This is a genomic window from Neobacillus sp. 19, from assembly GCF_049463095.1.
GTDB lineage: Bacteria > Bacillota > Bacilli > Bacillales > Cytobacillaceae > Neobacillus.
The window spans coordinates 47,516-71,154 of sequence record NZ_JBMPZU010000084.1 but is presented as its reverse complement, the minus strand read 5'-3'; the positions used below and the strand labels follow the sequence as shown (position 1 = coordinate 71,154).

Sequence of the window (23,639 nt, the reverse complement as noted above, 5' to 3'; positions counted from 1 at the left end):
GCGGATAGCCCGAGTGTAAACCGGCTATCTATCAGGGTGGTACCGCGGGAGTCAAACCTTCTCGTCCCTTTTTGGGATGAGAGGGTTTTTTTATTTGTCAAATGGCTATTCTGATATGTATGAAGATGAAGAGGATTACAGGAGGAATAAGAAATGGAATATAAAGATACGTTGTTAATGCCGCAGACTGAATTTCCAATGCGTGGCAATCTTCCACAAAGAGAACCTGATATTCAGGCAAAATGGGAAGAAATGAATATTTATAAAAAGGTACAAGAACGGACCGCGGGACGGCCAATGTTTGTCCTGCACGATGGTCCTCCATACGCCAATGGGGACATTCATATGGGTCACGCCCTTAATAAAATTTTAAAGGACATGATTGTCCGCTATAAATCAATGAGCGGCTTCCATGCCCCATATGTTCCCGGCTGGGATACACACGGACTGCCAATTGAACAGGCATTAACGAATAAAGGTGTGAAACGCAAAGAAATGACAGTTGCGGAATTCCGCGAGCTTTGCACAAAATATGCACTTGAACAGATTGATAATCAGCGCACCCAATTTAAACGCCTTGGTGTTCGAGGTGACTGGGAAAATCCATACATTACGTTGAAGCCCGAATATGAGGCACAGCAAATTAAAGTATTCGGTGAAATGGCGAAAAAGGGCTATATTTATAAAGGCCTTAAGCCGGTTTATTGGTCTCCATCAAGTGAATCAGCATTAGCAGAGGCAGAAATCGAATATCAAGATAAACGGTCACCATCGATCTATGTTGGCTTTAAAGTGAAAGATGGCAAGGGTGTCCTTGATACCGAAACGCAAATTGTCATCTGGACAACAACTCCATGGACCATTCCGGCAAACCTTGGCATTTCTGTTCATCCTGACTTAACATATGTAGTAACAGTGGTGAACGGCAATAAGTATTTAGTGGCAGAAGCATTGCTTGAAGCAGTTACCAATGAAATTGGCTGGGAAGCTCCGGAGGTTGTCCAAAAGGTTAAAGGTTCGGAATTAGAAAATATCGTAGCAGTTCATCCATTATATGACCGTGATTCTTTAGTCATGTTAGGTGAACACGTTACTACAGACGCTGGAACTGGATGCGTTCATACTGCACCTGGTCACGGGGAAGATGACTTCTATGTTGGTCAAAAATATGGCTTAGACGTTCTTTGCCCGGTAGATGATAAGGGTGTAATGACAAGCGAAGCACCTGGGTTTGAGGGATTATTTTACGATACAGCTAACAAGCCGATTGCTCAGGCTTTAGAAGAAGCCGGTGCCCTATTAAATCTTTCATTTATTACTCACTCCTATCCGCACGATTGGAGAACAAAGAAGCCGGTGATCTACCGTGCAACGGCCCAATGGTTTGCATCCATTAAAGACTTCCGTGATGAATTGCTTGAAGCAGTTAAGGAAACAAAGTGGGTACCTGCATGGGGGGAAACAAGACTATTTAATATGGTTCGCGATCGCGGCGATTGGTGTATTTCCCGTCAGCGGGTATGGGGTGTACCGATTCCTGTTTTCTATGCAGAAAATGGGGAAGAAATTATTACCGATGAGACCATCAATCATGTATCTGACCTCTTCCGTGAACATGGTTCAAATGTTTGGTTTGAACGTGAAACGAAGGAATTGCTTCCAGAAGGTTTTACACATCCGGGAAGTCCAAATGGTACATTTACCAAAGAAACAGATATCATGGATGTTTGGTTTGACTCAGGCTCATCGCATCAGGCAGTTCTGCTAGAAAGAGAAGATTTAGTCCGCCCTGCAGACCTGTATCTTGAAGGTTCAGACCAATATCGCGGCTGGTTTAACTCTTCCTTGTCAACAGCGGTAGCTGTGACAGGCAAAGCACCGTACAAAGGTGTTTTAAGTCACGGCTTTGCACTTGATGGCGAAGGACGAAAAATGAGTAAATCACTTGGTAATGTTGTTGTACCGGCAAAAGTAATGAATCAATTAGGTGCAGATATTTTACGCCTTTGGGTTGCATCCGTTGATTATCAGTCAGATGTACGTGTTTCTGATGCTATCTTGAAACAAGTGGCCGAGGTATACCGCAAAATCCGTAATACTTTCCGATTCTTGCTTGGCAACTTAGCGGATTTTGATCCTGCTGTTAATAGGCTTGCGTATGAAGACTTGCGCGAAGTGGATCAATTTATGCTTGTTAAGTTAAATAAACTGATTAAGAATGTCCGCAATTCCTATGAAAATTATGAGTTTGCCAACATCTATCATGTAGTTAATAATTTCTGTACCCTTGATTTAAGTGCTTTCTATCTTGATTTTGCAAAGGATGTTCTATATATTGAGGCAGCAAATCACCACGATCGCCGGGCCATTCAAACCGTGTTATACGAGTCATTGCTTGCTTTAACTAAATTAGTATCGCCAATTCTTTCTCATACAGCAGATGAAGTGTGGAAATTCATCCCGAATGTTCAAGAGGAAAGTGTGCAATTGACGGATCTTCCAGAGTATCAGGATCTTCCAGGTTCACAAGGCTTAGAAGAAAAATGGACGGCATTCATGAAACTGCGTGATGATGTATTAAAAGCACTTGAAGAAGCCCGTAATCACAAAGTAATTGGAAAATCGTTAACAGCAAAGGTTACTCTTTATGTGAATGAAAAATCAAAGACTCTGTTAGATTCCATTGAAGAAAATCTGAATCAGCTATTCATCGTTTCAGGATTTGAAGTGGCAGGAGTGTATGAAGATGCTCCTGAAAATGCGCTTAAATTAGAATCAGCAGCAATTGTCGTCACCAAAGCTGAAGGTGAAACATGTGAACGCTGCTGGATTGTGACCCCGGAAGTAGGTCAAGATCCAGAGCATAAAACACTTTGCCCTCGCTGTGCGGAAGTTGTCAAAGAAAACTATACCCATTTGGCGTAGCAGAATGCCCCGAGTAAAATACTCGGGGTTTTTTGAATCCAGCTCTTTTTGTATTTATTATCCTTTACCGTTAATTGTTGTTGTTGATGTCAAAAGTTTTCCCGTGTCACAAAGTCGATGCCGGAGATAATAAGACAAATAACTAATAACGGAGGTAACAACTATGAATGCCATGCAGGAAAAGCTGTTTTTGGAACTCCGTCAAACGAAAGAAGAGATTGAGAATTCATTAAAATCGAAACAAAAGGAAGATTGGCTCACATGCCTTTTAGAAGAGGAGCTTGCAGATATTAATGCAGCTATGGAGAAGTTTGCCTGTGGGAATTTTGGACAGTGTGAAATTTCTGGAGAATTTTTACCTGAGGAATTATTACGATCCATTCCTACCCTAAAATCCTTACGTGATTCAGAATACTTAGAAATGTACTACAAAAAACCGATTTACTAGGCAATTTTTAGAATGTTGCATTGTCGTTTCGCGAAAAAGTATGCTAAAATGCTAAGAGTAACTTTAGGTGATGCGGAGGTATTTCTTAGTGTATTATTACTTAATCGCTATTTTTGTTATTTTATTGGATCAGATTACAAAATGGTTAATTGTAAAGAACATGAATTTAGGGGAAAGTATACCCATCATTGATAATGTTTTATATATTACTTCTCACCGCAATCGTGGAGCTGCATGGGGAATTCTTCAAGGCCAGATGTGGCTCTTTTATGTTATTACCGTTGTGGTAATTATTGGAATCATGTATTATTTGCACAAAGCAGCGAAGGGCAAATGGTTACTAGGAGTATCATTAGCTTTCATGCTGGGAGGCGCGATCGGTAATTTTATTGACCGAGTCCTTCGTAAAGAAGTGGTTGACTTTATTCATACGTATATTTTCAGCTATAATTTTCCGGTCTTTAACATTGCAGATTCTGCACTTGTGATCGGTGTAATTTTACTAATGATTCAAATGCTGCGTGATGAGAGAGAGACAAAGGAGAAAACGTATGGAGAAAATGGAACACACCATTCTTGAGGAGCAAAAAGGAGATCGAATCGATAAGGTTATTTCCGGACTCAACGAGGAATGGTCCCGGACGCAGGTCCAGCAATGGATTAAAGAAGGGAATATCCTGGTAAGCGGGCAAACCGTCAAAACCAATTATAAATGCAGTTTGAATGATGTTATTGAAATTTCCATTCCGGATCCTGAAGAGCTGGATGTAATCGCGGAAGAACTTGACTTAGCTATTTATTATGAAGATCAAGATGTCCTTGTCGTTAATAAACCGCGGGGAATGGTCGTTCACCCAGCTCCAGGGCATATGACAGGAACTCTCGTAAATGGCTTAATGGCACATTGTAAGGATTTATCGGGTATTAATGGTGTACTGCGTCCAGGTATCGTCCACCGGATTGATAAGGACACATCAGGACTATTGATGGTTGCTAAAAATGATAGGGCCCACGAAAGCCTTGTGAATCAATTAGTAGCAAAAACAGTTACCCGGAAATATAAAGCGATTGTGCACGGGGTCATTCCACATGACTTTGGAACAATTGATGCCCCGCTTGGCCGCGATACTAAGGACAGGCAGAGCATGGCGGTGGTTGATAATGGAAAACACGCTGTTACTCATTTTCATGTAATTGAACGGTTTAAAGACTTTACTCTTGTGGAGTGCCAATTAGAAACAGGCAGAACCCATCAAATCCGTGTTCATATGAAATATATCGGCTACCCGCTCGCCGGCGATCCAAAGTATGGACCGAAAAAGACATTGGATATTAATGGACAGGCATTGCATGCAGGTGTACTTGGCTTCACCCACCCGCGGACAACCGAATATATGGAATTTGAAGCACCGCTTCCAGATGAATTCGAACGGCTACTCGATTATCTGCGAATTAATCGTTGACATGAGCCTAATTTTAAAGTAAGCTAACTATAGTTTAATAAGCCTTTAATTCGGTCCCGTGAGGCTGAGAAGGAAACGGTTATAAGATATAGGACTAACTATATCTGATGAATTTTAACTTGTCTGCCTCTCGCCCATTCGGTGAGAGGTTTTTATTTTAAAAAAAGAAGGTGTACTATGAACCAAAAAGCACTTGTCCTTGATGATCAGGCAATCGGGAGGGCGTTAACCAGGATTGCCCATCAAATTATTCGAGAAAAATAAAGGTATTGATGATTGCATACTCGTGGGAATTCGTACAAGAGGCATTTATATCGCCGAACGTCTTGCCGCAAAAATTGCTGACATTGAGGGGAAATCCATTCCGGTTGGTGAAATAGATATTACCCTTTATCGTGATGATTTATCGAAGAAAACGGATAACCAGGAGCCTCTCGTAAAAGGTTCTGATATACCAGTTAAGATAAATGATAAAAAAGTCATTCTTGTTGACGACGTTTTATATACAGGAAGAACTGTAAGAGCAGGACTTGATGCATTAATGGATATCGGTCGTCCATCAGCGATCCAGCTTGCTGTTTTAGTAGACCGCGGTCATCGCGAACTGCCGATCAGAGCAGACTACGTGGGAAAAAACATTCCGACATCTAGTGAAGAGAAAATTGTGGTCGAGTTAGCTGAGGTTGATCAACTTGATCAAGTAAGTATCTTTGATAAATAAATAGCATCCCTTTTAAATGCAGTCCCGTGAGGCTGACAAAGGGGAAAGAGCCGTAAGTGTTTTTAAGCGCGGCAATTTCTTACCCTCTTTGTCCCTGTACGGACAAAGAGGGTTTTTTTATGAAAAAGAGAGAAAGATAAAAAAATAAACCAGTAAACAGGGGAGATCAGAATGAACAACAAACCCATCCTAGATGTTAACGAGATTCCGAAACCTGGTCAATGGCTGACATTAAGCATTCAGCATTTGTTCTCCATGTTTGGAGCAACCATCCTTGTGCCGTACCTTGTCGGCTTAAGTCCGGCAATTGCACTCATTTCGAGCGGACTAGGTACATTGGCGTTTATATTAATAACGAAAGGGCAGGTACCAGCCTATCTTGGCTCTTCATTTGCTTATATTATCCCCATAACACTCCTAAATGAAGCAGGCGGGCCAGGAGCTGCGATGGTAGGAACCTTTTTAGCAGGTCTTGTATACGGAATGATTGCCTTAATCATCAGTAAAGCAGGGTACCGGTGGATTATGAATCTGCTTCCGCCAATTGTTGTGGGTCCGGTTATCATTGTCATCGGCTTGTCAGTAGCACCAACAGCAGTGGGAATGGCAATGAATAATCCTGCGGGAAAATATAGTATGGTCCATTTCTCAGCAGCACTTGTCACACTCGCAGCAACGATCATTTTCTCCATGTTTGCCAAAAAAATTCTAAGTATCATCCCGATATTGGCAGGAATTATTGTTGGGTATATTTACGCTTTGATCGTAGGAATCGTTGATTTCGCACCGGTAATGAAAGCAGATTGGTTTGAAATGCCGGAATTTGTCATCCCATTTGTCAGTTATAATGTGAAATTCACCTGGGATATTTTCTGGTTAATGGTGCCTGTGGCTGTGGTGACCATATCAGAACATATTGGTCACCAGTTAATCCTTAGTAAGGTGGTTGGCCGGGATTATATTAAAGAGCCGGGCTTACATCGTTCAATCCTTGGAGATGGGACGGCAACCATTATATCAGCATTGGTTGGCGGGCCGCCAAAAACAACTTACGGTGAAAATATCGGTGTTCTCGCTATTACTCGAGTTTACAGTGTATATGTGCTGGCAGGTGCAGCAGTTTTAGCGATCATCTTCGGATTTATTGGGAAAATTACCGCTTTAATTGGAACCATCCCAACACCTGTCATGGGTGGTGTTTCTATCCTTCTGTTTGGAATAATCGCTTCATCAGGATTAAGAATGTTAGTCGATAGTAAAATTGATTTTGATGACAAACGGAACCTCGTGATAGCATCAGTCATCCTCATCATCGGAATTGGCGGAGCTGTTCTAAAGCTGCCATTTAAAGATATCCAGATCCAGGGAATGGCGTTAGCAGCCATTTTAGGTGTAGTGTTAAACCTCATTCTTCCTGGCAGACAGCCCGTGGGTGACATGTTTGGTGAAGAAGAGACTAAAAAACAAAAATCAGCATAATAGAGAAACCTTTTAACTAAGTCCAGAGAGGCTTGAAAGGGTGTTATGCTTGAACCATTCTAATGCAGTTGGTTTAAGCTAGGATTCCATGCACCCTAAAGGAGATTTAGGGTGCATTTTTTTATATGTGAGAAGAAAGGCGGGAAAAAGGGATGCTCCAACATTTACTAACCACGAACGAATTGAAGGTAGAGGAAATCTATCAAATACTTGAGGATGCAAAAAGATTTTCGGATGGCATGGTCTGGAGACCTGATCAGCAAATGTTTACGGCAAATCTTTTTTTTGAAGCCAGTACTAGAACCAAATGCAGTTTCGAAGTAGCGGAAAGAAGGTTAGGCTTAGGGGTGATTCCATTTGAAGTTGAAACCTCTAGTGTTCAAAAAGGAGAGACACTTTACGATACAGTAAAGACATTAGAATCCATTGGAGTGAATGCCATTGTCATACGTCACGGGCAGGATCGCTACTTTGATGAACTGGTCGGCAAGGTGAATATCCCCATTCTTAACGGTGGGGATGGCTGCGGGCATCATCCAACACAGTCGCTTCTCGATTTGTTAACCATCCAACAGGAATTCGGCGGTTTTGAGGGGTTAAAAATTGCGATTGTTGGGGACATCAGTCACAGCAGGGTGGCACGGTCCAATGCAGATGCCTTAACAAGGCTTGGAGCAGATGTTATGTTCTCCGGACCAGAGGAATGGTTTGACCACCATAGTTTAAATTCAGCAAGATTTAGACCGATTGATGAAGCCGTCAGAACAGCGGATGTGTTTATGCTCTTAAGGGTCCAGCATGAACGGCATCAAAAGAAGGGAAGCTTTACTGCTTCAGAGTATCATCGCCAGTATGGTCTCACGCTTGAGAGGGAACAGCAAATGAAGCCCGATAGTATTATTATGCATCCCGCTCCAGTCAATCGGAATGTGGAAATTGCTGATAGTCTAGTAGAGTGCAAACGTTCAAGAATCTTCAAGCAGATGGAAAACGGTGTTTATGTCAGAATGGCTGCATTAAAACGGTCAATTGAAAGTTTAATAGGAGGGAATCAATATGAAATTACTTATTCAGAACGCAAACTACATAGCATCTAACGGACAATGGATCGAGGCAGATATCTTAATAGAAAATGGGATTATTACAAAAATTGAAAAGAAGATTGAAGCGGCAGCAGACCATAAAGTGGATGCAGCGGGAATGACAGTCTCCCGGGATTTATCGACTTACATGTCCACCTCCGCGAACCAGGCGGGGAGAAAAAAGAAACCATCGCAACCGGAACAATGGCCGCGGCAAAAGGCGGATTTACTACCGTAGCCACTATGCCAAACACCCGACCGGTGCCTGACACCAAAAACCATATGGAGAACTTGCAAAGTCGGATTAGAGAAACGGCTAATGTACGGGTGCTGCCATATGCCTCCATCACGACGAGGCTGCTTGGTCAGGAATTAACAGATTTTGAGGCATTGAAAGATGCTGGGGCATTTGCCTTTACCGATGACGGAGTAGGGGTGCAAACAGCGAGCATGATGCTTGAGGCGATGCAAAAGGCTGCTGCACTTAATATGACAATTGTTGCTCATTGTGAAGAAAACAGCCTTATTAATAAGGGCTGTGTCCATCAAGGTTCTTTTGCAGAACAAAACAAGTTAAATGGCATTCCTTCTGTTTGTGAATCAGTCCAAATAGCGCGGGATGTATTGCTGGCTGAGGCAGCAGGCTGTCATTATCATGTTTGTCATGTCAGTACGAAAGAGTCTGTCCGTGTAATCAGGGATGCCAAGCAGGCAGGCATTCATGTTACGGCGGAAGTTACCCCGCACCACCTATTATTAACGCAAGACGATATTCCGGGTCTTGATGCCAATTATAAAATGAATCCGCCGCTAAGGGATGCAGCTGATCATGTTGCACTAATCGAAGGTCTGCTTGATGGAACTATTGATTTCATTGCCACAGACCATGCACCACACACACTTGAAGAAAAAAGTGAAGGAATGGAATTGGCACCGTTCGGAATTGTCGGATTAGAGACGGCATTCCCGCTCCTTTATACACATTTAGTGTTAAAAAATATTATTTCGCTTGAAGAGTTAATCGGCTATCTAACAAAGAAACCAGCCGAAAGCTTTGCCCTACCATTTGGGAAAATTGAAGTAGGTGCACCAGCCGACCTTGTCCTCTTAAATCTAGCTGAAGAAAGAGAAATTGATCCAAGCGAATTTCTTTCCAAGGGAAAAAATACCCCATTTACAGGTTGGAAATGTAAAGGCTGGCCGGAGATGACAATCGCAGACGGGAAGATAGTTTGGGAAAAGGGATGTGAAACAGCATGAAAGCACAACTAATTTTAGAAGATGGGACAGTATTTATCGGAGACGGATTTGGCAGTCATATGGATACAATTGGCGAAGTCGTCTTTAATACCGGGATGACTGGTTATCAGGAAATTCTCTCGGATCCTTCCTATTGCGGGCAGATTGTTATGCTTACCTATCCGCTAATCGGAAATTACGGCATCAACCGTGATGATTTTGAATCAATCATCCCAGCTGTCAAAGGCTTTATTGTGAAAGAAGTGACTGATTTTCCTTCCAATTGGCGCAGTGAGTTTACGCTTGATGAATATTTTAAAATGAAAAAAATCCCCGGAATTTCCGGGATTGATACAAGAAAATTAACAAGGATTATCCGTCAATATGGAACATTAAAAGGGGCGATTTGCAGTATTGACCGGGACCCATACGAGGTTGTCACAAGATTAAAGCAGACAAGACTGCCGATTGACCAAGTCAGAACCGTTTCGACAAAAAATTCGTATCCAAGCCCAGGCCGTGGGAAACGAATTGTCCTCGTTGATTTTGGTATGAAGCATGGTATTTTACGAGAACTAAATAAGCGCGGCTGTGATGTTGTTGTTGTCCCATACCACACAACGGCTGATGAAATCCTGCAATTGCGGCCAGATGGAATCATGCTTTCAAATGGACCTGGGGACCCAAAGGATGTCCCAGAAGCGATTCATATGATCAAACAAGTACTGGGGCTGATCCCGATATTTGGAATCTGTCTTGGACATCAATTATTTGCCCTCGCTTGCGGTGCCAATACGGTAAGAATGAAATTTGGTCATCGCGGTTCCAATCATCCTGTCAAGGAGCTGGCATCAGGTAAAATTGCGATTACTTCGCAAAACCATGGATACACAGTAGAAACAGAATCTTTACATCAAACCAGATTAGCGGTAACTCATACAGCATTGAACGATGGAACAATCGAAGGCCTAAAACATTTAGATTATTCGGCTTTTACTGTTCAATATCACCCAGAGGCTTCCCCGGGGCCAGAAGATGCAAACGGATTATTTGAACAATTCCTAGCCATGATTGAAGCTGAAAAACAGGAGGGAACAGCAACATGCCAAAACGTACAGATATAAACTCCATTTTAGTGATTGGATCAGGACCAATTGTGATTGGTCAGGCCGCGGAATTTGATTATGCGGGCACACAGGCGTGTATCGCCCTGAAGGAGGAGGGCTACCGTGTCATCCTCGTAAACTCTAATCCGGCAACAATTATGACCGATACTGAGATGGCAGATGCTGTCTATATTGAGCCATTAACAGTCGAGTTTGTCAGCCGAATCATTCGTAAGGAACGTCCTGATGCAATGGTTGCAACACTTGGCGGCCAAACTGGTTTGAACCTTGCTGTAGAGCTTGCAAAGTCAGGAGTGCTAGAGGAGTGCGAAGTTGAAATATTAGGCACAAAGCTAGCAGCAATTAATCAAGCAGAAGACCGAGAGCTTTTCCGCAGCTTAATGAATGAATTAAATGAGCCAGTTCCTGATAGTGAAATCATCCATGAATTGTCGGAAGCAATCGCTTTTGTTAGTAAAATTGGCTTCCCGGTCATTGTCCGTCCGGCTTTTACTCTTGGCGGAACAGGCGGAGGCATTTGCCGAAATGAAGAGGAATTAGAGGAAATTGTAACGAGTGGATTGAAAAATAGCCCCGTACATCAATGCTTACTTGAAAAAAGTATCGCAGGCTTCAAGGAAATTGAATATGAAGTGATGCGTGATGGTGCCGATAATGCGATTGTGGTATGTAACATGGAAAATATCGATCCGGTTGGCGTCCATACTGGCGATTCCATTGTTGTTGCTCCAAGTCAAACCTTAAGTGACCGGGAATACCAACTGCTAAGAAATGTATCGCTCAAAATTATTCGTGCTCTCGGAATTGAAGGAGGCTGTAATGTTCAGCTCGCCTTAGACCCAGATAGCTTTAACTACTATATTATCGAGGTAAACCCACGGGTAAGCCGCTCATCCGCCCTTGCGTCGAAGGCGACAGGTTATCCAATCGCAAAACTGGCTGCAAAAATTGCTGTTGGTTTAACACTCGATGAAATGCTTAATCCCGTAACAGGAAAAACGTATGCTTGCTTCGAACCGGCGCTCGACTACATCGTTACCAAAATCCCACGCTGGCCATTTGATAAATTTGAATCCGGAAATCGTTCGCTTGGAACGCAAATGAAGGCAACAGGGGAAGTTATGGCCATCGGCCGGACGTTTGAAGAGTCACTGTTAAAAGCAATTCGTTCCCTTGAGGCAGGGGTTCATCATTTCGAATTAAATGGTGCGGAAAGCATTGACGATGAATTACTGGAAAAACGAATTCAAAAAGCAGGTGATGAGCGACTCTTTTATATTGCCGAAAGCTTAAAGCGGGGTACAACAATTGAAACCATTCACGAATGGAGTAAAATTGATTTGTTCTTTTTGAAGAAAATGGAGGGGATTGTTGAGCTTGAGGCAAAGCTGGCAGCCCGCCCATTTGACAGCGAACTGCTAAAAGAGGCAAAGCAAAAGGGATTTTCTGATAAAAAAATTGCTGTGCTATGGGATCGGTTAGAGACGGACATCTATCAGTTACGCAAAGAAATGGGAATCATGCCAGTTTACAAAATGGTTGATACATGTGCCGCTGAATTTGAAAGTGAAACGCCTTATTACTATGGCACCTATGAAGAGGAAAATGAATCAGTCGTGACCAGCAAAAGTAGTGTGATTGTACTGGGCTCAGGTCCGATCCGAATCGGTCAGGGGATTGAATTTGATTACGCCACTGTCCATTCTGTAAAAGCGATAAAAGAAGCGGGCTATGAGGCTATTATCATCAACAACAACCCCGAAACTGTCTCAACTGACTTCAGTATTTCTGATAAGCTCTATTTTGAGCCGCTGACTGTTGAGGACGTAATGGCTATTATCGAATTAGAAAAGCCTATCGGTGTGGTTGTTCAATTTGGCGGACAGACAGCTATCAATCTTGCTGCAGATCTGGTTGACCATGGAGTGAAAATACTTGGAACTAGTTTAGCAGATTTAGACCGTGCGGAAGATCGGGATAAATTTGAACAGGCTTTGGGGCAGATTAATATTCCAATGCCGCTTGGAAAAACAGCATTATCTGTTGAAGAAGCCATTGTTATTGCCAATGAAATTGGTTATCCGGTTCTAGTCCGTCCTTCATATGTTCTTGGCGGCCGGGCGATGGAGATTGTCTACTATCGGGAAGAATTACTGCATTATATGGAAAATGCCGTTAAAATTAATCCCGAACATCCGGTCTTGATTGACAGATACTTAACAGGGAAGGAAATCGAGGTAGATGCCATTTGTGATGGTGAAAATGTTTTGATTCCTGGGATCATGGAGCATATTGAACGAGCCGGCGTCCACTCCGGTGATTCAATCGCCGTCTATCCGCCGCAGACGCTCTCAGAGAATGTGAAACAAACTCTTGTAGAGTATACAGAAAAATTGGCAAGAGGGTTAAACATTATCGGACTATTAAATATTCAGTATGTATTATCAGACAATCAAGTATTCGTTCTGGAGGTTAATCCACGATCCAGTCGAACAGTTCCTTTTTTGAGTAAAATCACCAATGTACCGATGGCGAAAATTGCGACAAAGGCGATTCTCGGGATATCAATTGTTAAGCAAGGGTATCAGCCTGGACTTGTTCCAGAAAAAAATGGTGTGTATGTCAAGGTCCCAGTATTTTCATTTGCTAAGTTGAAAAGTGTGGACATCACATTAGGACCGGAGATGAAATCAACTGGTGAGGTAATGGGCAAGGATCACACCCTAGAAAAGGCACTTTATAAAGGTTTAATTGCCTCTGGGATGAATATACAAAAGTTTGGCACAGTGTTGTTTACTGTTGCAGACAAAGAGAAGGGAAGAAGCATTAAAACTGGCGGTAAGGTTTGCCGCAAATGGCTACCGTTTAATGGCAACAAGCGGCACAGCATCTGTGTTGGAATCTGCCGGTTTGAAAGTGAAGGTCGTAGGAAAAATTGGTTCGGAAGGCCAAACACTATTGGATGTCATTCAGCACGGTGAAGTCCAACTCATCATTAATACGCTGACAAAAGGAAAACAGCCTGAGAGAGATGGATTTAGAATCCGTCGGGAAGCGGTTGAGAATGGGGTTCCATGCTTAACATCATTAGACACAGCAGATGCTATATTAAAAGTGGTTGAGTCGATGAATTTTTCCGCAGAAGCGATGGGTGCAGCAATTAAGGAGGCGGTCCTTGTATGATTCAAAAAGAATTTTGCTCCATTATCAGCCAAACAGAAATTGCTGAAGATATTTTTGAATTAACGGTGAAAGCAGAATTTGTAAGTCAAATCAAAGCTCCGGGGCAATTTGTCCATATTCGGGTTGCGAGTGCTTTGGACCCGCTGCTTAGGAGACCGATCAGCATTTCATCGTTTAATTCCGAGAAACAGCAGTTTACCATGATTTATCGCAGGGAAGGCAAAGGGACTACCAAACTTGCGGAAATGGTACCAGGAATAGAACTTGATATTCTTGGTCCATTAGGAAACGGCTTTCCAGTTGAAGAAATGGAATTTGGGGAAACCGCACTGTTAGTGGGTGGAGGAATTGGTGTACCGCCTCTTTATGAACTATCCAAGCAGTTAATTGCTAAAGGGGTAAAAGTTATACACGTTCTCGGGTTTCAAACGGAATCAGCTGTTTTCTACGAACGGGAATTTTTACAAAATGGTGAAACATACGTGGCCACGGTTGACGGAACCTATGGAACAAAAGGGTTTGTAACAGATGTAATGAAAAATTTACAGTTTGATTGTATTTATGCCTGCGGCCCGACTCCGATGTTAAGGGCACTTGAACAACAATACTCAGCTAAAAAGATGTTTTTATCATTAGAAGAACGAATGGGCTGCGGCATTGGCGCCTGCTTTGCCTGCGTCTGCCACAAGGCAGATGATCCAACAGGATTATCCTATAAAAAAGTTTGCAGTGACGGCCCTGTTTTCCGTGCCGGGGAGGTAGTAATATGAATCGACTAAATGTTGCATTACCTGGATTAAACCTAAAAAATCCGATTATGCCGGCATCGGGTTGTTTTGGATTTGGCCGTGAATATAGTCAATTTTATGATTTGAGCAGGCTTGGTGCTATCATGATAAAAGCGACAACCGTTGAACCGAGATTTGGAAATCCTACCCCTAGGGTGGCGGAAACGGATGCTGGAATGCTTAATGCCATTGGTCTGCAAAATCCCGGATTAAAAAAGGTTGTATCCGAGGAATTGCCATGGCTTGCGCAATATGATGTCCCGATCATTGCGAATGTTGCCGGTTCCACAGAAGAAGACTATATTGAGGTAGCGCGTGAAATATCGAAGGCAGCGAATGTTCAGGCCTTAGAATTAAATATTTCCTGTCCGAATGTAAAAACAGGCGGAATCGCATTTGGAACGATTCCTGAGGTGGCCAAGCAATTGACCAAAAGTGTAAAAGAGGTGTCCGAAGTTCCGGTTTATGTTAAGCTTTCCCCGAATGTCACAAATATTGTCGAGATGGCAAAGGCTGTGGAAGAGGGCGGTGCAGATGGACTGACGATGATCAATACATTGGTCGGAATGAAATTAGATTTAAAAACAGGAAGGCCGATTTTAGCCAACAGAACTGGCGGCCTTTCCGGCCCGGCAATTAAGCCAGTGGCCATTCGGATGATTTATGAGGTTAGCCAAGCCGTTTCTCTCCCAATTATTGGGATGGGCGGTGTGCAATCAGCGGAGGATGTCATTGAGTATTTTTATGCGGGGGCAAGTGCCGTCGCAGTGGGAACAGCAAACTTCGTCGATCCATTTGTCTGCCCAACCATTATTGAAGAACTGCCGGAGCTTTTAGAAAAATTAGGGTTTGAACATATCAGTGAATGCAAGGGAAGGAGTGGGAAGGAGCATGGACAACTCACTTATCATCGCGCTTGATTTTGCGAACAAAAGTGAAATTGAACGTTTCTTGACACCGTTTGACGATCGAAAACTTTTTTTGAAGGTAGGCATGGAGCTTTTTTACCAGGAAGGCCCTTCTATTATTCATCAATTAAAAGAAAAGGGACATCAGATTTTTCTCGATTTAAAGCTGCATGATATTCCGAACACCGTGAAAAGTGCTATGAAGGGACTGGCACGACTTGAGTGCGACTTAGTCAATGTTCATGCGGCCGGCGGTAAAGAAATGATGGAAGCAGCGGTAGAGGGATTAGATGCAGGAACGGCGGCAGGACAAAAACGTCCATATTGCATCGCCGTTACACAATTGACGAGCACTTCTCAGGAGCAAATGAATAAAGAGCAGCTTATATCTGTCTCGTTGAATGAATCAGTCCTGCATTATGCCGCGCTTTCAAAAGATGCAGGTTTAGACGGGGTTGTATGCTCTGCATGGGAATCTGCAGCCATACATGCTCAAACTGGCAGCGAATTTTTAACGGTATGCCCGGGAATCAGAATGGAGTCTGACCAGGTTGGAGACCAAAAACGCGTGGCTACACCTCAATTTGCAAGAGATGCAGGTGTCAGTTCGATTGTAGTTGGACGTTCGATTACTCGGTCAACGGACCCAGTGAAAAGCTATAAACAATGGATAAATGCATGGAGGGGTTAACATCATGAAACAGAAAATAGCTGAAAAATTATTAGATATCAATGCCGTGGCATTAAGTCCAAGAGAACCATTTACTTGGACATCGGGTCTTAGATCACCAATTTATTGTGATAATCGCCTAACTTTATCGTTCCCTGCAGTAAGAAAAGAAATTGCAGCAGGATTGCAAACTCTTATCGAAGAAAACTTTCCGGAAACAGAAGTCATTGCTGGAACGGCTACAGCAGGAATTCCGCATGCTGCCTGGGTCAGCGAACTCATGGATCTGCCAATGTGCTATGTCCGCTCGAAAGCAAAAGGCCATGGCAAGGGAAACCAGATTGAAGGCAAAGTGGAACAGGGTCAAAAGGTTGTCGTTGTGGAAGACCTTATTTCAACAGGGGGCAGTGTCATCACAGCGGTACAAGCTTTAAGGGAAGCTGGCTGTGAAGTGCTTGGAGTAGTATCTATTTTTACATATGGGTTAGAGAAGGGAAAAGAATTGCTGCAAGGTGAAGAAATTAAGAGTTTTTCACTTACTGATTTTCCAACCTTAATAGAAGTGGCCATCTCAAAGGGGTATGCGGGCGCAGATGATCAGGAAAGTCTATTATTGTGGCGGAAAGATCCTTCTGAATGGAGCAAACAGTTCTAAGAAACTGATTCGCTGATAAATTTCAAAATTCGCCGATACATCATACGTATTCGCTGATAAATTGAAAAAGAGGGTGTCCAAAATAAATCGGACATCCTCTTTTCGCATTATTTCTTCAATTTCAACACTATTTCTTCATCGGGTGTGACATAAACTGTCTGCTGGTTGTCATAAATGACAAAGCCCGGCTTCGCACCGCTAGGTTTTTTCACATGGCGAACCTTTGTAAAATCAACTGGAACTGAGCTTGAATTTCGCGCTTTGCTGTAATAAGCCGCTAATATAGCTGCTTCATTGATTGTTTCATCGGAAGGATCTTTACTGCGAATGACTACATGTGAGCCGGGAATATCTTTCGTATGGAGCCAAATTTCATCCCTTGCCGCCAACTTATTAGTTAAATAATCATTTTGCTTATTATTTTTTCCGACGATGATTTCCGTGCCATCGGAAGATATAAAGTGATCCAGCACCGGCTTCGTATTCTGTGCTTTCTTACTTTTCCGTTTCTGCCGCTCTCTGACATAGCCTTCCTCTACAAGCTCCTCGCGAATTTCCTGTATATCCTTCGGAGAGGCAGACTGTACTTGCTGTATTAAATTTTCAAAATAAATTACTTCCTCACGAGCCTTTTCAATTTGTTCAACCACCACGGCAACCGCATTCTTCGCTTTTTGGTATTTGGAGAAATACTTTTGGGCATTTTCAGATGGTGTTTTCCTTGGGTCAAGCGGAATGATCAGTGAGCCGCCCATTTCATCATAATAATTAAGGACCTCGATTTCCTTCATGCCCTTTTTTGCCGCGTAAAGATTGGCTGTTAACAGTTCCCCAAAACGCTGGTACTGCTCTGCTCGTTCTGCTTCTTTCAGTGTATCCTCAAGCTTAACAATCTTTTTTTCATTTTTTTCCTTTTCATTACTGATAAACCGTTCAATATCATTTCCCTGCTGTTTGACCCGGTCGCGTTCGGCTTTGCCAAAATAATAACGGTCAAGCAGCTCACTTAGGGAAGGGAAGGTCTTGCTTTCTCCCGCTACATGCTCAAGCGGAAAAAGATAGAACGATTCTTTCCCATTTGCAGACATGATAGCTGGGGATATCGTGCCTGCTGCTATTTTTTTAATCAAGTGCACAAATGCCCCAGGCACAGTGGTTCGATTGGCCAGGCCGCTTTGGAAAATAACTTCCTTTGCAAAAAGCGGTGATATCCCGGCAAATTGCTCAACTAGCTGCCTGTCCAGATTACCGCCAATAAAATCAACCGACCGTAATACATCCTCTTCAGTAGCATCAAAAGGATTTAGCTTATTTTGTGCCGGTGGGAAGATATAAGGCTGCCCCGGTAAAATGGCTCTGTGGCTGTTCAGCGCAAATGAAACATGCTTGATGCTATCTAGAATAATATTCCGTGTTTTATCTACTAAAACGATATTGCTGTGCCGGCCCATAATTTCAATGATTAATTGCTTATAACTGATATCCCCAATCTCGTTACGGCCTTTAATTTCTAAAATAATCATCCGGTCGTTGTCAACCTGATATAAATCCTCCAAAATATAACCCTCAATATGCTTTCTCAGCAGCATACAAAACATTGGAGGTTCGTTCGGATTGTCATAGGCTTCGTTTGTGAGCTGCACCCGGGCATAACTGGGATGAGCAGATAAAAGAAGTTTTTGATTCACTCCATTGGCACGGATAGTAAGAATCACTTCATTTTTATAAGGCTGATGAACCTTGTTTATTCTTCCACCCCTCAGGGCAGAAATTAGTTCATCGACCATTGCTTTTGTAAATAAACCATCAAATGACATCGAAAACATCCTTTTCTTCAAACGTATGTAAACTTCATTATATCCTACTATTTTATCATCTGCCTTATTTTACTCTGCAATGACATTTTCAACTAGCATTTTTTTGGACGACCCTGAATAAGCTTTCTTTAGAGCTAGTCTGAATGATTAAAGGGGGAAGTGAGATGGTCGGATGAAATTCCATGAAATGAAGATAGATCAAGTAGAAAAGGCCTTAGAAACCGACTTTTCTTCTGGATTGTCACAGGAAGAAGTAAAAAAAAGGATCAAGCAGCACGGACTAAATGAATTAGAAGAGGGAGAAAAGCAATCTGCTTTACTCTTATTTTTTAGTCAATTTAAAGATTTTATGGTCCTGGTGCTTCTTGCTGCAACTTTGATTTCCGGGTTGCTTGGAGAATATATTGATGCCATCGCAATCATCGCAATCGTCATTATTAACGGCTGTCTTGGCTATTACCAGGAGAGGCGGGCTGAGAAATCACTGCAGGCCTTGAAAGAATTATCTGCACCACAGGTATCCGTACTAAGGGATGGAATATGGTTGAAGATTCCATCAAAAGAAATTGTGATAGGCGATATTTTAAAGTTTACCAGCGGCGACCGGATTGGCGCCGATGTTCGTGTCATTGAATCAATAAGCCTAGAAATTGAAGAATCCGCCTTAACAGGGGAGTCTGTCCCGGTTTCTAAACATATTGACAGTTTAACCAACCCTAACCCAGGAATAGGGGATATGGAGAATATCGCTTTCATGGGCACGATGATAACAAGGGGAAGCGGTATTGGCGTAGTCATCGCAACCGGAATGAAAACGGCAATGGGTCAAATTGCTGATCTGCTTCAAAATGCCGAGTCGCAAGAAACCCCCTTGCAGCGCCGTTTAGAGCAGTTGGGAAAAATTTTAATCACAGTTGCTTTGCTGTTAACCATCCTCGTAGTTGTTGTTGGAGTGTTGCGCGGTCACGAATTATATGAAATGTTTTTAGCGGGAGTTTCACTTGCGGTGGCTGCGATACCTGAAGGGCTGCCTGCGATTGTGACCGTAGCCTTATCCCTTGGTGTTCAGAAAATGATTAGGCAAAATGCAATTGTCAGGAAACTGCCTGCCGTCGAAACGCTTGGTTGTGCCTCGGTTATTTGTTCTGACAAAACAGGGACGATGACACAAAACAAAATGACCGTTACCCACCTTTGGAGTGGCGGTCATACTTGGACAGTCGAGGGGGTGGGATACCAGCCGAAAGGAAAGTTTTTATCAGGGCGAGCGAATAGTTCTTCCGAGAGATGAAAAAGCATTGCAGCAAATGCTGATTTTTGGGATGCTTTGTAACCACTCGGATTTAGTTTTAAAAGAGGATGATTTTATTCTTGACGGTGATCCGACAGAGGGTGCCTTACTAGTTAGTGCAATGAAGGCAGGCTTTAATCGCCAAAAATTATTGGATGAGTTTACTATTATAAATGAATTCCCATTTGACTCTGCCAGAAAAATGATGAGTGTGCATGTGAAAGACAAGCAAGGGAAGCATTTCATTGTAACCAAAGGGGCACCTGACGTTATTTTAGGAATTTGTGAATCGATTCTTTGGGATGAACGGACACAATATATGAATAAGGAAACACATGTAAAGGTTCAGGATGCCGTAAATGGTCTTGCCTCACAGGCGCTCAGAACGATTGCGATTGCCTTTAAGCCAATCCCGGCTAATACCGTTATTTTGAGTGAGCAGGAGGCCGAGAAAAAACTAACCTTTATTGGTGTCCAGGGCATGATTGATCCGCCAAGACCGGAAGTAAAAGCCGCTGTTAAGGAATGTAAAGATGCAGGAATAAAGACCGTAATGATTACCGGGGACCATGTCATTACTGCAAAAGCCATTGCCACACAGCTTGGAATTTTGACGAAAAAAAGCAAGGTGCTTGATGGGAAAGCATTAGCAGATATGTCGGTGGATGAGCTTGAGGAAGTCGTTGAGGATGTTTCTGTTTTTGCCAGGGTTTCACCGGAACATAAGCTGAAAATCGTGAAGGCCTTGCAGAATAGAGGTCATATCGTTGCCATGACGGGTGATGGGGTAAATGATGCCCCTGCCATCAAAGCGGCAGATATTGGTGTGGCGATGGGGATCACCGGCACGGATGTCGCGAAAGAAGCATCGGCCCTTGTCTTGTTAGATGACAATTTTGCCACGATTAAGGCAGCAATTAAAGAGGGCAGGAACATCTATGAAAATATCCGTAAATTCGTCCGCTACCTATTAGCATCCAATGTGGGTGAAATATTAGTTATGTTATTTGCCATGCTGCTCGCCTTGCCGCTGCCGCTAGTTCCAATCCAAATTCTCTGGGTCAATTTAGTAACAGATGGGCTGCCGGCAATGGCGCTTGGCCTTGATCGTCCGGAGGAGAACGTAATGAAACGGGGGCCGCGCAGTCCAAACGAAGGGATCTTTTCCCGCGGTCTCGGCTGGAAGGTGGTATCACGTGGATTCCTGATTGGAATTGTCACGTTATTAGCCTTCATTATTGTCTACCATAACGATCAATCGCAGCTGACATATGCGCAGACTGTTGCCTTTGCAACCCTTGTCATGGCCCAGCTGATTCATGTGTTTGATTGCCGCAGTGAAAAATCGGTCCTTTCTAGAAACCCGTTTGGGAATCCGTATCTTGTATGGGCAGTGATTTCTTCTCTTGCGTTAATGTTTGTGGTTATTTATTATCCGCCATTACAGCCGATTTTCCATACCATGCCGATTGCTGCAAAAGACTGGCTTCTAATTGTCGGACTTTCCTCAATACCAACTTTTTTACTAGCAGGAACATTTTTGTTAAGAAAAACAAAATAAAGTGTGTTATAATCCAAAAGGTAATAGAAACCATTCTATTACCTTTTGTCTTTTTTACATACATTGAAAGCCGATCATTTTTAAAAGATTGGATGTGCACGATATGGTTATTAGTATGACAGGCTTTGGCAGAGGAAAGGCCGTTTCCGGGTTATCCACAGTAAATGTAGAAATAAAAACAGTCAATCATCGATTTTCCGAAATAAATATACGGATGCCGAGAACTCTGTTAAAAATAGAAGATAAAATGAAAAAGAAACTAAACCAGCATATTCGCCGCGGCAGGGTAGAGGTTTATGTAAGTGTTGAGGGAGAAGGTACTGTCACCCGCAATGTTCAAGTAGATTGGAAACTGATTGAAGAATATTATCAATTCATCGAACAGGTACGGAGCAAATATGGGATTGAAGATACCATCACGTTAAAGGATTTGTTGAATCGGACAGACCTTTTACATATTGAAGAAAGTGAATCAGGGAATGAAGAGATTGAGAATCTAGTTCTTACCGCTGTTGAAGAAGCAGTGATCTTATTAAAACAAATGCGGACGGCTGAAGGTGAAGAAATGAAAAAAGATTTGCTGGCTATTTCTTCGCAATTAGAAGCAAATGTTTTTGACCTTCAGAAATATGCCCCACTTGTTGTCCAATCCTTTAAAGAGCGCCTAACGAAAAGGATGCAGGAGTTCGTCAATGGACAATTAGATGAAACGCGAATTTTAACAGAAGTAGCTGTTTTTGCAGATAAAGCAGATATTAATGAAGAAATTACCCGATTAAAGAGTCATATTCAGCAATTCTTGCAAACTTTAAATGACTGTGAGCCAATTGGAAGAAAGCTTGATTTTATCGTTCAAGAAATGAATAGGGAAGCGAATACGATCGGATCCAAAGCAAATGATTCAAACATCGCTAAAAAGGTTGTTGAAATAAAAAGTTTACTTGAAAAGCTGAAGGAACAGGTTCAGAATATCGAGTAGGACTTGTTTAGAAACTGTTTAACACGGTCAAAATATATTATTAATGATTGGATGAGTAACCATGTCGATTAAATTAATTAATATTGGATTTGGAAATATTGTTTCTGCCAATCGAATTATTTCCATTGTCTCCCCGGAATCAGCACCAATTAAAAGAATTATTCAGGATGCCCGGGATCGGGGCTCGTTAATAGATGCTACATACGGACGACGTACCCGTGCAGTGATTGTTATGGATAGCGACCATGTGATTCTCTCAGCTGTACAGCCTGAGACCGTCGCCCATCGCTTGACGGACCGTGATGAAACTATTGATGAAGGGTAGGATTTTTGAATGCAAGAAAAAGGATTGCTGATTGTACTATCCGGGCCATCCGGGGTTGGAAAAGGAACGGTGCGAAAAGAAATATTTTCTCATCCCGATACCGCTTTTGAATACTCGATTTCAATGACAACCCGCGCACCGCGCGCTGGAGAAGTGGATGGGGTCGATTACTTTTTTAAGTCAAGAGGAGAATTTGAACAATTAATCGAGCAAGGCAAGCTCCTGGAGTACGCCGAATTTGTCGGCAACTACTACGGAACCCCTGTAGATTATGTCCGCGAAACCCTTGATGCCGGGAAAGATGTCTTCTTAGAAATAGAAGTAAAAGGCGCCCGTCAAGTTCGTGAAAAATTCCCTGAAGGATTATTTATTTTCCTGATGCCGCCAAGTCTTACCGAATTAAAGAATCGGATTGTGACGAGAGGTACGGAAACGGATGATATTATCCATAATCGGATGTTATCTGCCCGCGAAGAAATAGAAATGATGGAATTATACGATTACGTCGTTGAAAATGACCAAGTAGAGCTGGCCTGTGAGCGTGTCAAGGCAATTGTAACAGCTGAACATTGCCGTAGAGAACGAATAGAACATCGTTATAAAAAATTGCTGGAGGTTGAATAATATGTTATATCCGTCAATTGACTCATTGTTAGAAAAAATTGATTCAAAATATTCACTTGTGTCCGTGGCTGCAAAACGTGCCCGTGTCATGTCACAGGTGCACGATGAAAGATTGCCTAAATATGTTTCCTATAAACATGTTGGGAAAGCATTAGAGGAAATTTATAGCGGTGAGCTAACCTACCGGATTTCACAAAAAGCTGAAATGCAAGAATAATTAACGGTTATAAACAAAAAAATGAAAGAAGGTCTGACAATTGGAAATCATCCTGCATGTCAGCCTTTTTTATTTGGTTTAACAAAATTCGTTGAAAATTGTCGATTCTAGATAGGAAAAAGATGAAAAAATGGTTT

The 23,639-nt window shown here is 42.5% G+C and carries 16 protein-coding genes, 4 pseudogenes and 1 other annotated feature (1 of these 21 cut by a window edge); of the genes and pseudogenes, 19 read left to right on the top strand and 1 reads right to left on the bottom strand.

The genetic code is table 11. The features are described from left to right. Window positions 1–72, top strand: a binding site (T-box leader); it begins 171 nt to the left of the window's first position. An 81-nt stretch (window positions 73–153) separates the two neighbouring features. From ileS to pyrE, 14 genes and pseudogenes are all read left to right on the top strand, one after another. Then, window positions 154–2,925: an isoleucine--tRNA ligase gene (gene ileS, locus ACO1D1_RS24625; protein WP_423337472.1), complete on the top strand. Its 2,772-nt coding sequence runs from the start codon at window positions 154–156 to the stop codon at window positions 2,923–2,925. A 163-nt stretch (window positions 2,926–3,088) separates the two neighbouring features. Beyond that, a complete protein-coding gene (locus ACO1D1_RS24620; RefSeq protein ID WP_149869525.1) occupies window positions 3,089–3,373 on the top strand; it encodes a hypothetical protein in 285 nt (94 codons plus the stop codon). Between the two features lie 88 nt (window positions 3,374–3,461). Further along, complete coding sequence (gene lspA / locus ACO1D1_RS24615; RefSeq protein WP_149869526.1) at window positions 3,462–3,953, top strand: signal peptidase II; 492 nt, start codon at window positions 3,462–3,464, stop codon at window positions 3,951–3,953. Further along, window positions 3,925–4,836 carry an RluA family pseudouridine synthase gene (locus tag ACO1D1_RS24610; protein ID WP_423337471.1) on the top strand — a complete coding sequence of 304 codons (912 nt, stop codon included), beginning with the start codon at window positions 3,925–3,927 and terminating at the stop codon, window positions 4,834–4,836. Before lspA ends, ACO1D1_RS24610 begins: the two co-directional genes overlap by 29 nt. A gap of 177 nt (window positions 4,837–5,013) precedes the next feature. Beyond that, window positions 5,014–5,557: pseudogene (gene pyrR, locus ACO1D1_RS24605) on the top strand (bifunctional pyr operon transcriptional regulator/uracil phosphoribosyltransferase PyrR). Window positions 5,558–5,728: 171 nt separating this feature from the next. Then, window positions 5,729–7,036 carry a solute carrier family 23 protein gene (locus ACO1D1_RS24600; protein WP_423337470.1) on the top strand — a complete coding sequence of 436 codons (1,308 nt, stop codon included), beginning with the start codon at window positions 5,729–5,731 and terminating at the stop codon, window positions 7,034–7,036. Between the two features lie 152 nt (window positions 7,037–7,188). Beyond that, the gene (locus tag ACO1D1_RS24595) at window positions 7,189–8,133 is read left to right on the top strand and encodes an aspartate carbamoyltransferase catalytic subunit (protein ID WP_149869530.1); all 945 of its coding nucleotides are present in this window, start codon (window positions 7,189–7,191) and stop codon (window positions 8,131–8,133) included. Then, window positions 8,093–9,378: pseudogene (locus tag ACO1D1_RS24590) on the top strand (dihydroorotase). Before ACO1D1_RS24595 ends, ACO1D1_RS24590 begins: the two are co-directional and overlap by 41 nt. Then, window positions 9,375–10,481, top strand: a complete 1,107-nt coding sequence (locus ACO1D1_RS24585; RefSeq protein ID WP_149869532.1) for a carbamoyl phosphate synthase small subunit — start codon at window positions 9,375–9,377, stop codon at window positions 10,479–10,481. The pseudogene ACO1D1_RS24590 and the gene ACO1D1_RS24585 overlap by 4 nt, the downstream one beginning before the upstream one ends. Next, window positions 10,460–13,667 (top strand): annotated as a pseudogene (gene carB, locus ACO1D1_RS24580) (carbamoyl-phosphate synthase large subunit). The gene ACO1D1_RS24585 and the pseudogene carB overlap by 22 nt, the downstream one beginning before the upstream one ends. Further along, entirely contained in the window at window positions 13,664–14,437 is a 774-nt protein-coding gene (locus tag ACO1D1_RS24575) for a dihydroorotate dehydrogenase electron transfer subunit (RefSeq protein ID WP_423337469.1), read from the top strand. Before carB ends, ACO1D1_RS24575 begins: the two are co-directional and overlap by 4 nt. Beyond that, on the top strand, window positions 14,434–15,375 hold the full coding sequence (locus ACO1D1_RS24570; RefSeq protein ID WP_423337468.1) for a dihydroorotate dehydrogenase: 942 nt from the start codon (window positions 14,434–14,436) through the stop codon (window positions 15,373–15,375). The genes ACO1D1_RS24575 and ACO1D1_RS24570 overlap by 4 nt, the downstream gene beginning before the upstream one ends. After that, window positions 15,347–16,054, top strand: coding sequence for an orotidine-5'-phosphate decarboxylase (pyrF, locus tag ACO1D1_RS24565; RefSeq protein WP_423337467.1), 708 nt, complete (start codon window positions 15,347–15,349; stop codon window positions 16,052–16,054). Before ACO1D1_RS24570 ends, pyrF begins: the two co-directional genes overlap by 29 nt. 4 nt (window positions 16,055–16,058) lie before the next feature. Further along, window positions 16,059–16,688: an orotate phosphoribosyltransferase gene (gene pyrE, locus ACO1D1_RS24560; protein ID WP_423337466.1), complete on the top strand. Its 630-nt coding sequence runs from the start codon at window positions 16,059–16,061 to the stop codon at window positions 16,686–16,688. A 107-nt stretch (window positions 16,689–16,795) separates the two neighbouring features. Here pyrE and ACO1D1_RS24555 read toward each other — a convergent pair whose 3' ends face one another. Next, complete coding sequence (locus ACO1D1_RS24555; protein ID WP_423337465.1) at window positions 16,796–18,505, bottom strand: Rqc2 family fibronectin-binding protein; 1,710 nt, start codon at window positions 18,503–18,505, stop codon at window positions 16,796–16,798. A 172-nt stretch (window positions 18,506–18,677) separates the two neighbouring features. Between ACO1D1_RS24555 and ACO1D1_RS24550 the strand changes: the two are divergent. From ACO1D1_RS24550 to rpoZ, 5 genes and pseudogenes are all read left to right on the top strand, one after another. Beyond that, window positions 18,678–21,357, top strand: a pseudogene (locus ACO1D1_RS24550) (calcium-translocating P-type ATPase, SERCA-type). 103 nt (window positions 21,358–21,460) lie between these two features. Beyond that, the gene (locus tag ACO1D1_RS24545; protein ID WP_423337464.1) at window positions 21,461–22,336 is read left to right on the top strand and encodes a YicC/YloC family endoribonuclease; all 876 of its coding nucleotides are present in this window, start codon (window positions 21,461–21,463) and stop codon (window positions 22,334–22,336) included. Between the two features lie 61 nt (window positions 22,337–22,397). Further along, window positions 22,398–22,661: an extracellular matrix/biofilm regulator RemA gene (remA, locus tag ACO1D1_RS24540; protein WP_149869541.1), complete on the top strand. Its 264-nt coding sequence runs from the start codon at window positions 22,398–22,400 to the stop codon at window positions 22,659–22,661. 9 nt (window positions 22,662–22,670) lie between these two features. Next, on the top strand, window positions 22,671–23,285 hold the full coding sequence (gmk, locus tag ACO1D1_RS24535; RefSeq protein ID WP_423337463.1) for a guanylate kinase: 615 nt from the start codon (window positions 22,671–22,673) through the stop codon (window positions 23,283–23,285). A 1-nt stretch (window position 23,286) separates the two neighbouring features. Then, the gene (gene rpoZ, locus ACO1D1_RS24530; protein WP_149869543.1) at window positions 23,287–23,502 is read left to right on the top strand and encodes a DNA-directed RNA polymerase subunit omega; all 216 of its coding nucleotides are present in this window, start codon (window positions 23,287–23,289) and stop codon (window positions 23,500–23,502) included. The last annotated feature ends 137 nt before the right edge of the window (window positions 23,503–23,639 follow it).

Excerpts from the sequence above, each read along its gene's own strand:
- ACO1D1_RS24555 (WP_423337465.1), bottom strand. The coding sequence starts at position 18,505 with ATGTCATTTGATGGTTTATTTACAAAAGCAATGGTCGATGAACTAATT.
- gmk (WP_423337463.1), top strand. The coding sequence starts at position 22,671 with ATGCAAGAAAAAGGATTGCTGATTGTACTATCCGGGCCATCCGGGGTT.
- ACO1D1_RS24570 (WP_423337468.1), top strand. The coding sequence starts at position 14,434 with ATGAATCGACTAAATGTTGCATTACCTGGATTAAACCTAAAAAATCCG.
- ACO1D1_RS24545 (WP_423337464.1), top strand. The coding sequence starts at position 21,461 with ATGGTTATTAGTATGACAGGCTTTGGCAGAGGAAAGGCCGTTTCCGGG.
- pyrE (WP_423337466.1), top strand. The coding sequence starts at position 16,059 with ATGAAACAGAAAATAGCTGAAAAATTATTAGATATCAATGCCGTGGCA.
- rpoZ (WP_149869543.1), top strand. The coding sequence starts at position 23,287 with ATGTTATATCCGTCAATTGACTCATTGTTAGAAAAAATTGATTCAAAA.
- ACO1D1_RS24620 (WP_149869525.1), top strand. The coding sequence starts at position 3,089 with ATGAATGCCATGCAGGAAAAGCTGTTTTTGGAACTCCGTCAAACGAAA.
- ACO1D1_RS24575 (WP_423337469.1), top strand. The coding sequence starts at position 13,664 with ATGATTCAAAAAGAATTTTGCTCCATTATCAGCCAAACAGAAATTGCT.
- ACO1D1_RS24595 (WP_149869530.1), top strand. The coding sequence starts at position 7,189 with ATGCTCCAACATTTACTAACCACGAACGAATTGAAGGTAGAGGAAATC.
- pyrF (WP_423337467.1), top strand. The coding sequence starts at position 15,347 with ATGGACAACTCACTTATCATCGCGCTTGATTTTGCGAACAAAAGTGAA.
- ACO1D1_RS24610 (WP_423337471.1), top strand. The coding sequence starts at position 3,925 with ATGGAGAAAATGGAACACACCATTCTTGAGGAGCAAAAAGGAGATCGA.
- remA (WP_149869541.1), top strand. The coding sequence starts at position 22,398 with ATGTCGATTAAATTAATTAATATTGGATTTGGAAATATTGTTTCTGCC.
- ACO1D1_RS24600 (WP_423337470.1), top strand. The coding sequence starts at position 5,729 with ATGAACAACAAACCCATCCTAGATGTTAACGAGATTCCGAAACCTGGT.
- ileS (WP_423337472.1), top strand. The coding sequence starts at position 154 with ATGGAATATAAAGATACGTTGTTAATGCCGCAGACTGAATTTCCAATG.
- ACO1D1_RS24585 (WP_149869532.1), top strand. The coding sequence starts at position 9,375 with ATGAAAGCACAACTAATTTTAGAAGATGGGACAGTATTTATCGGAGAC.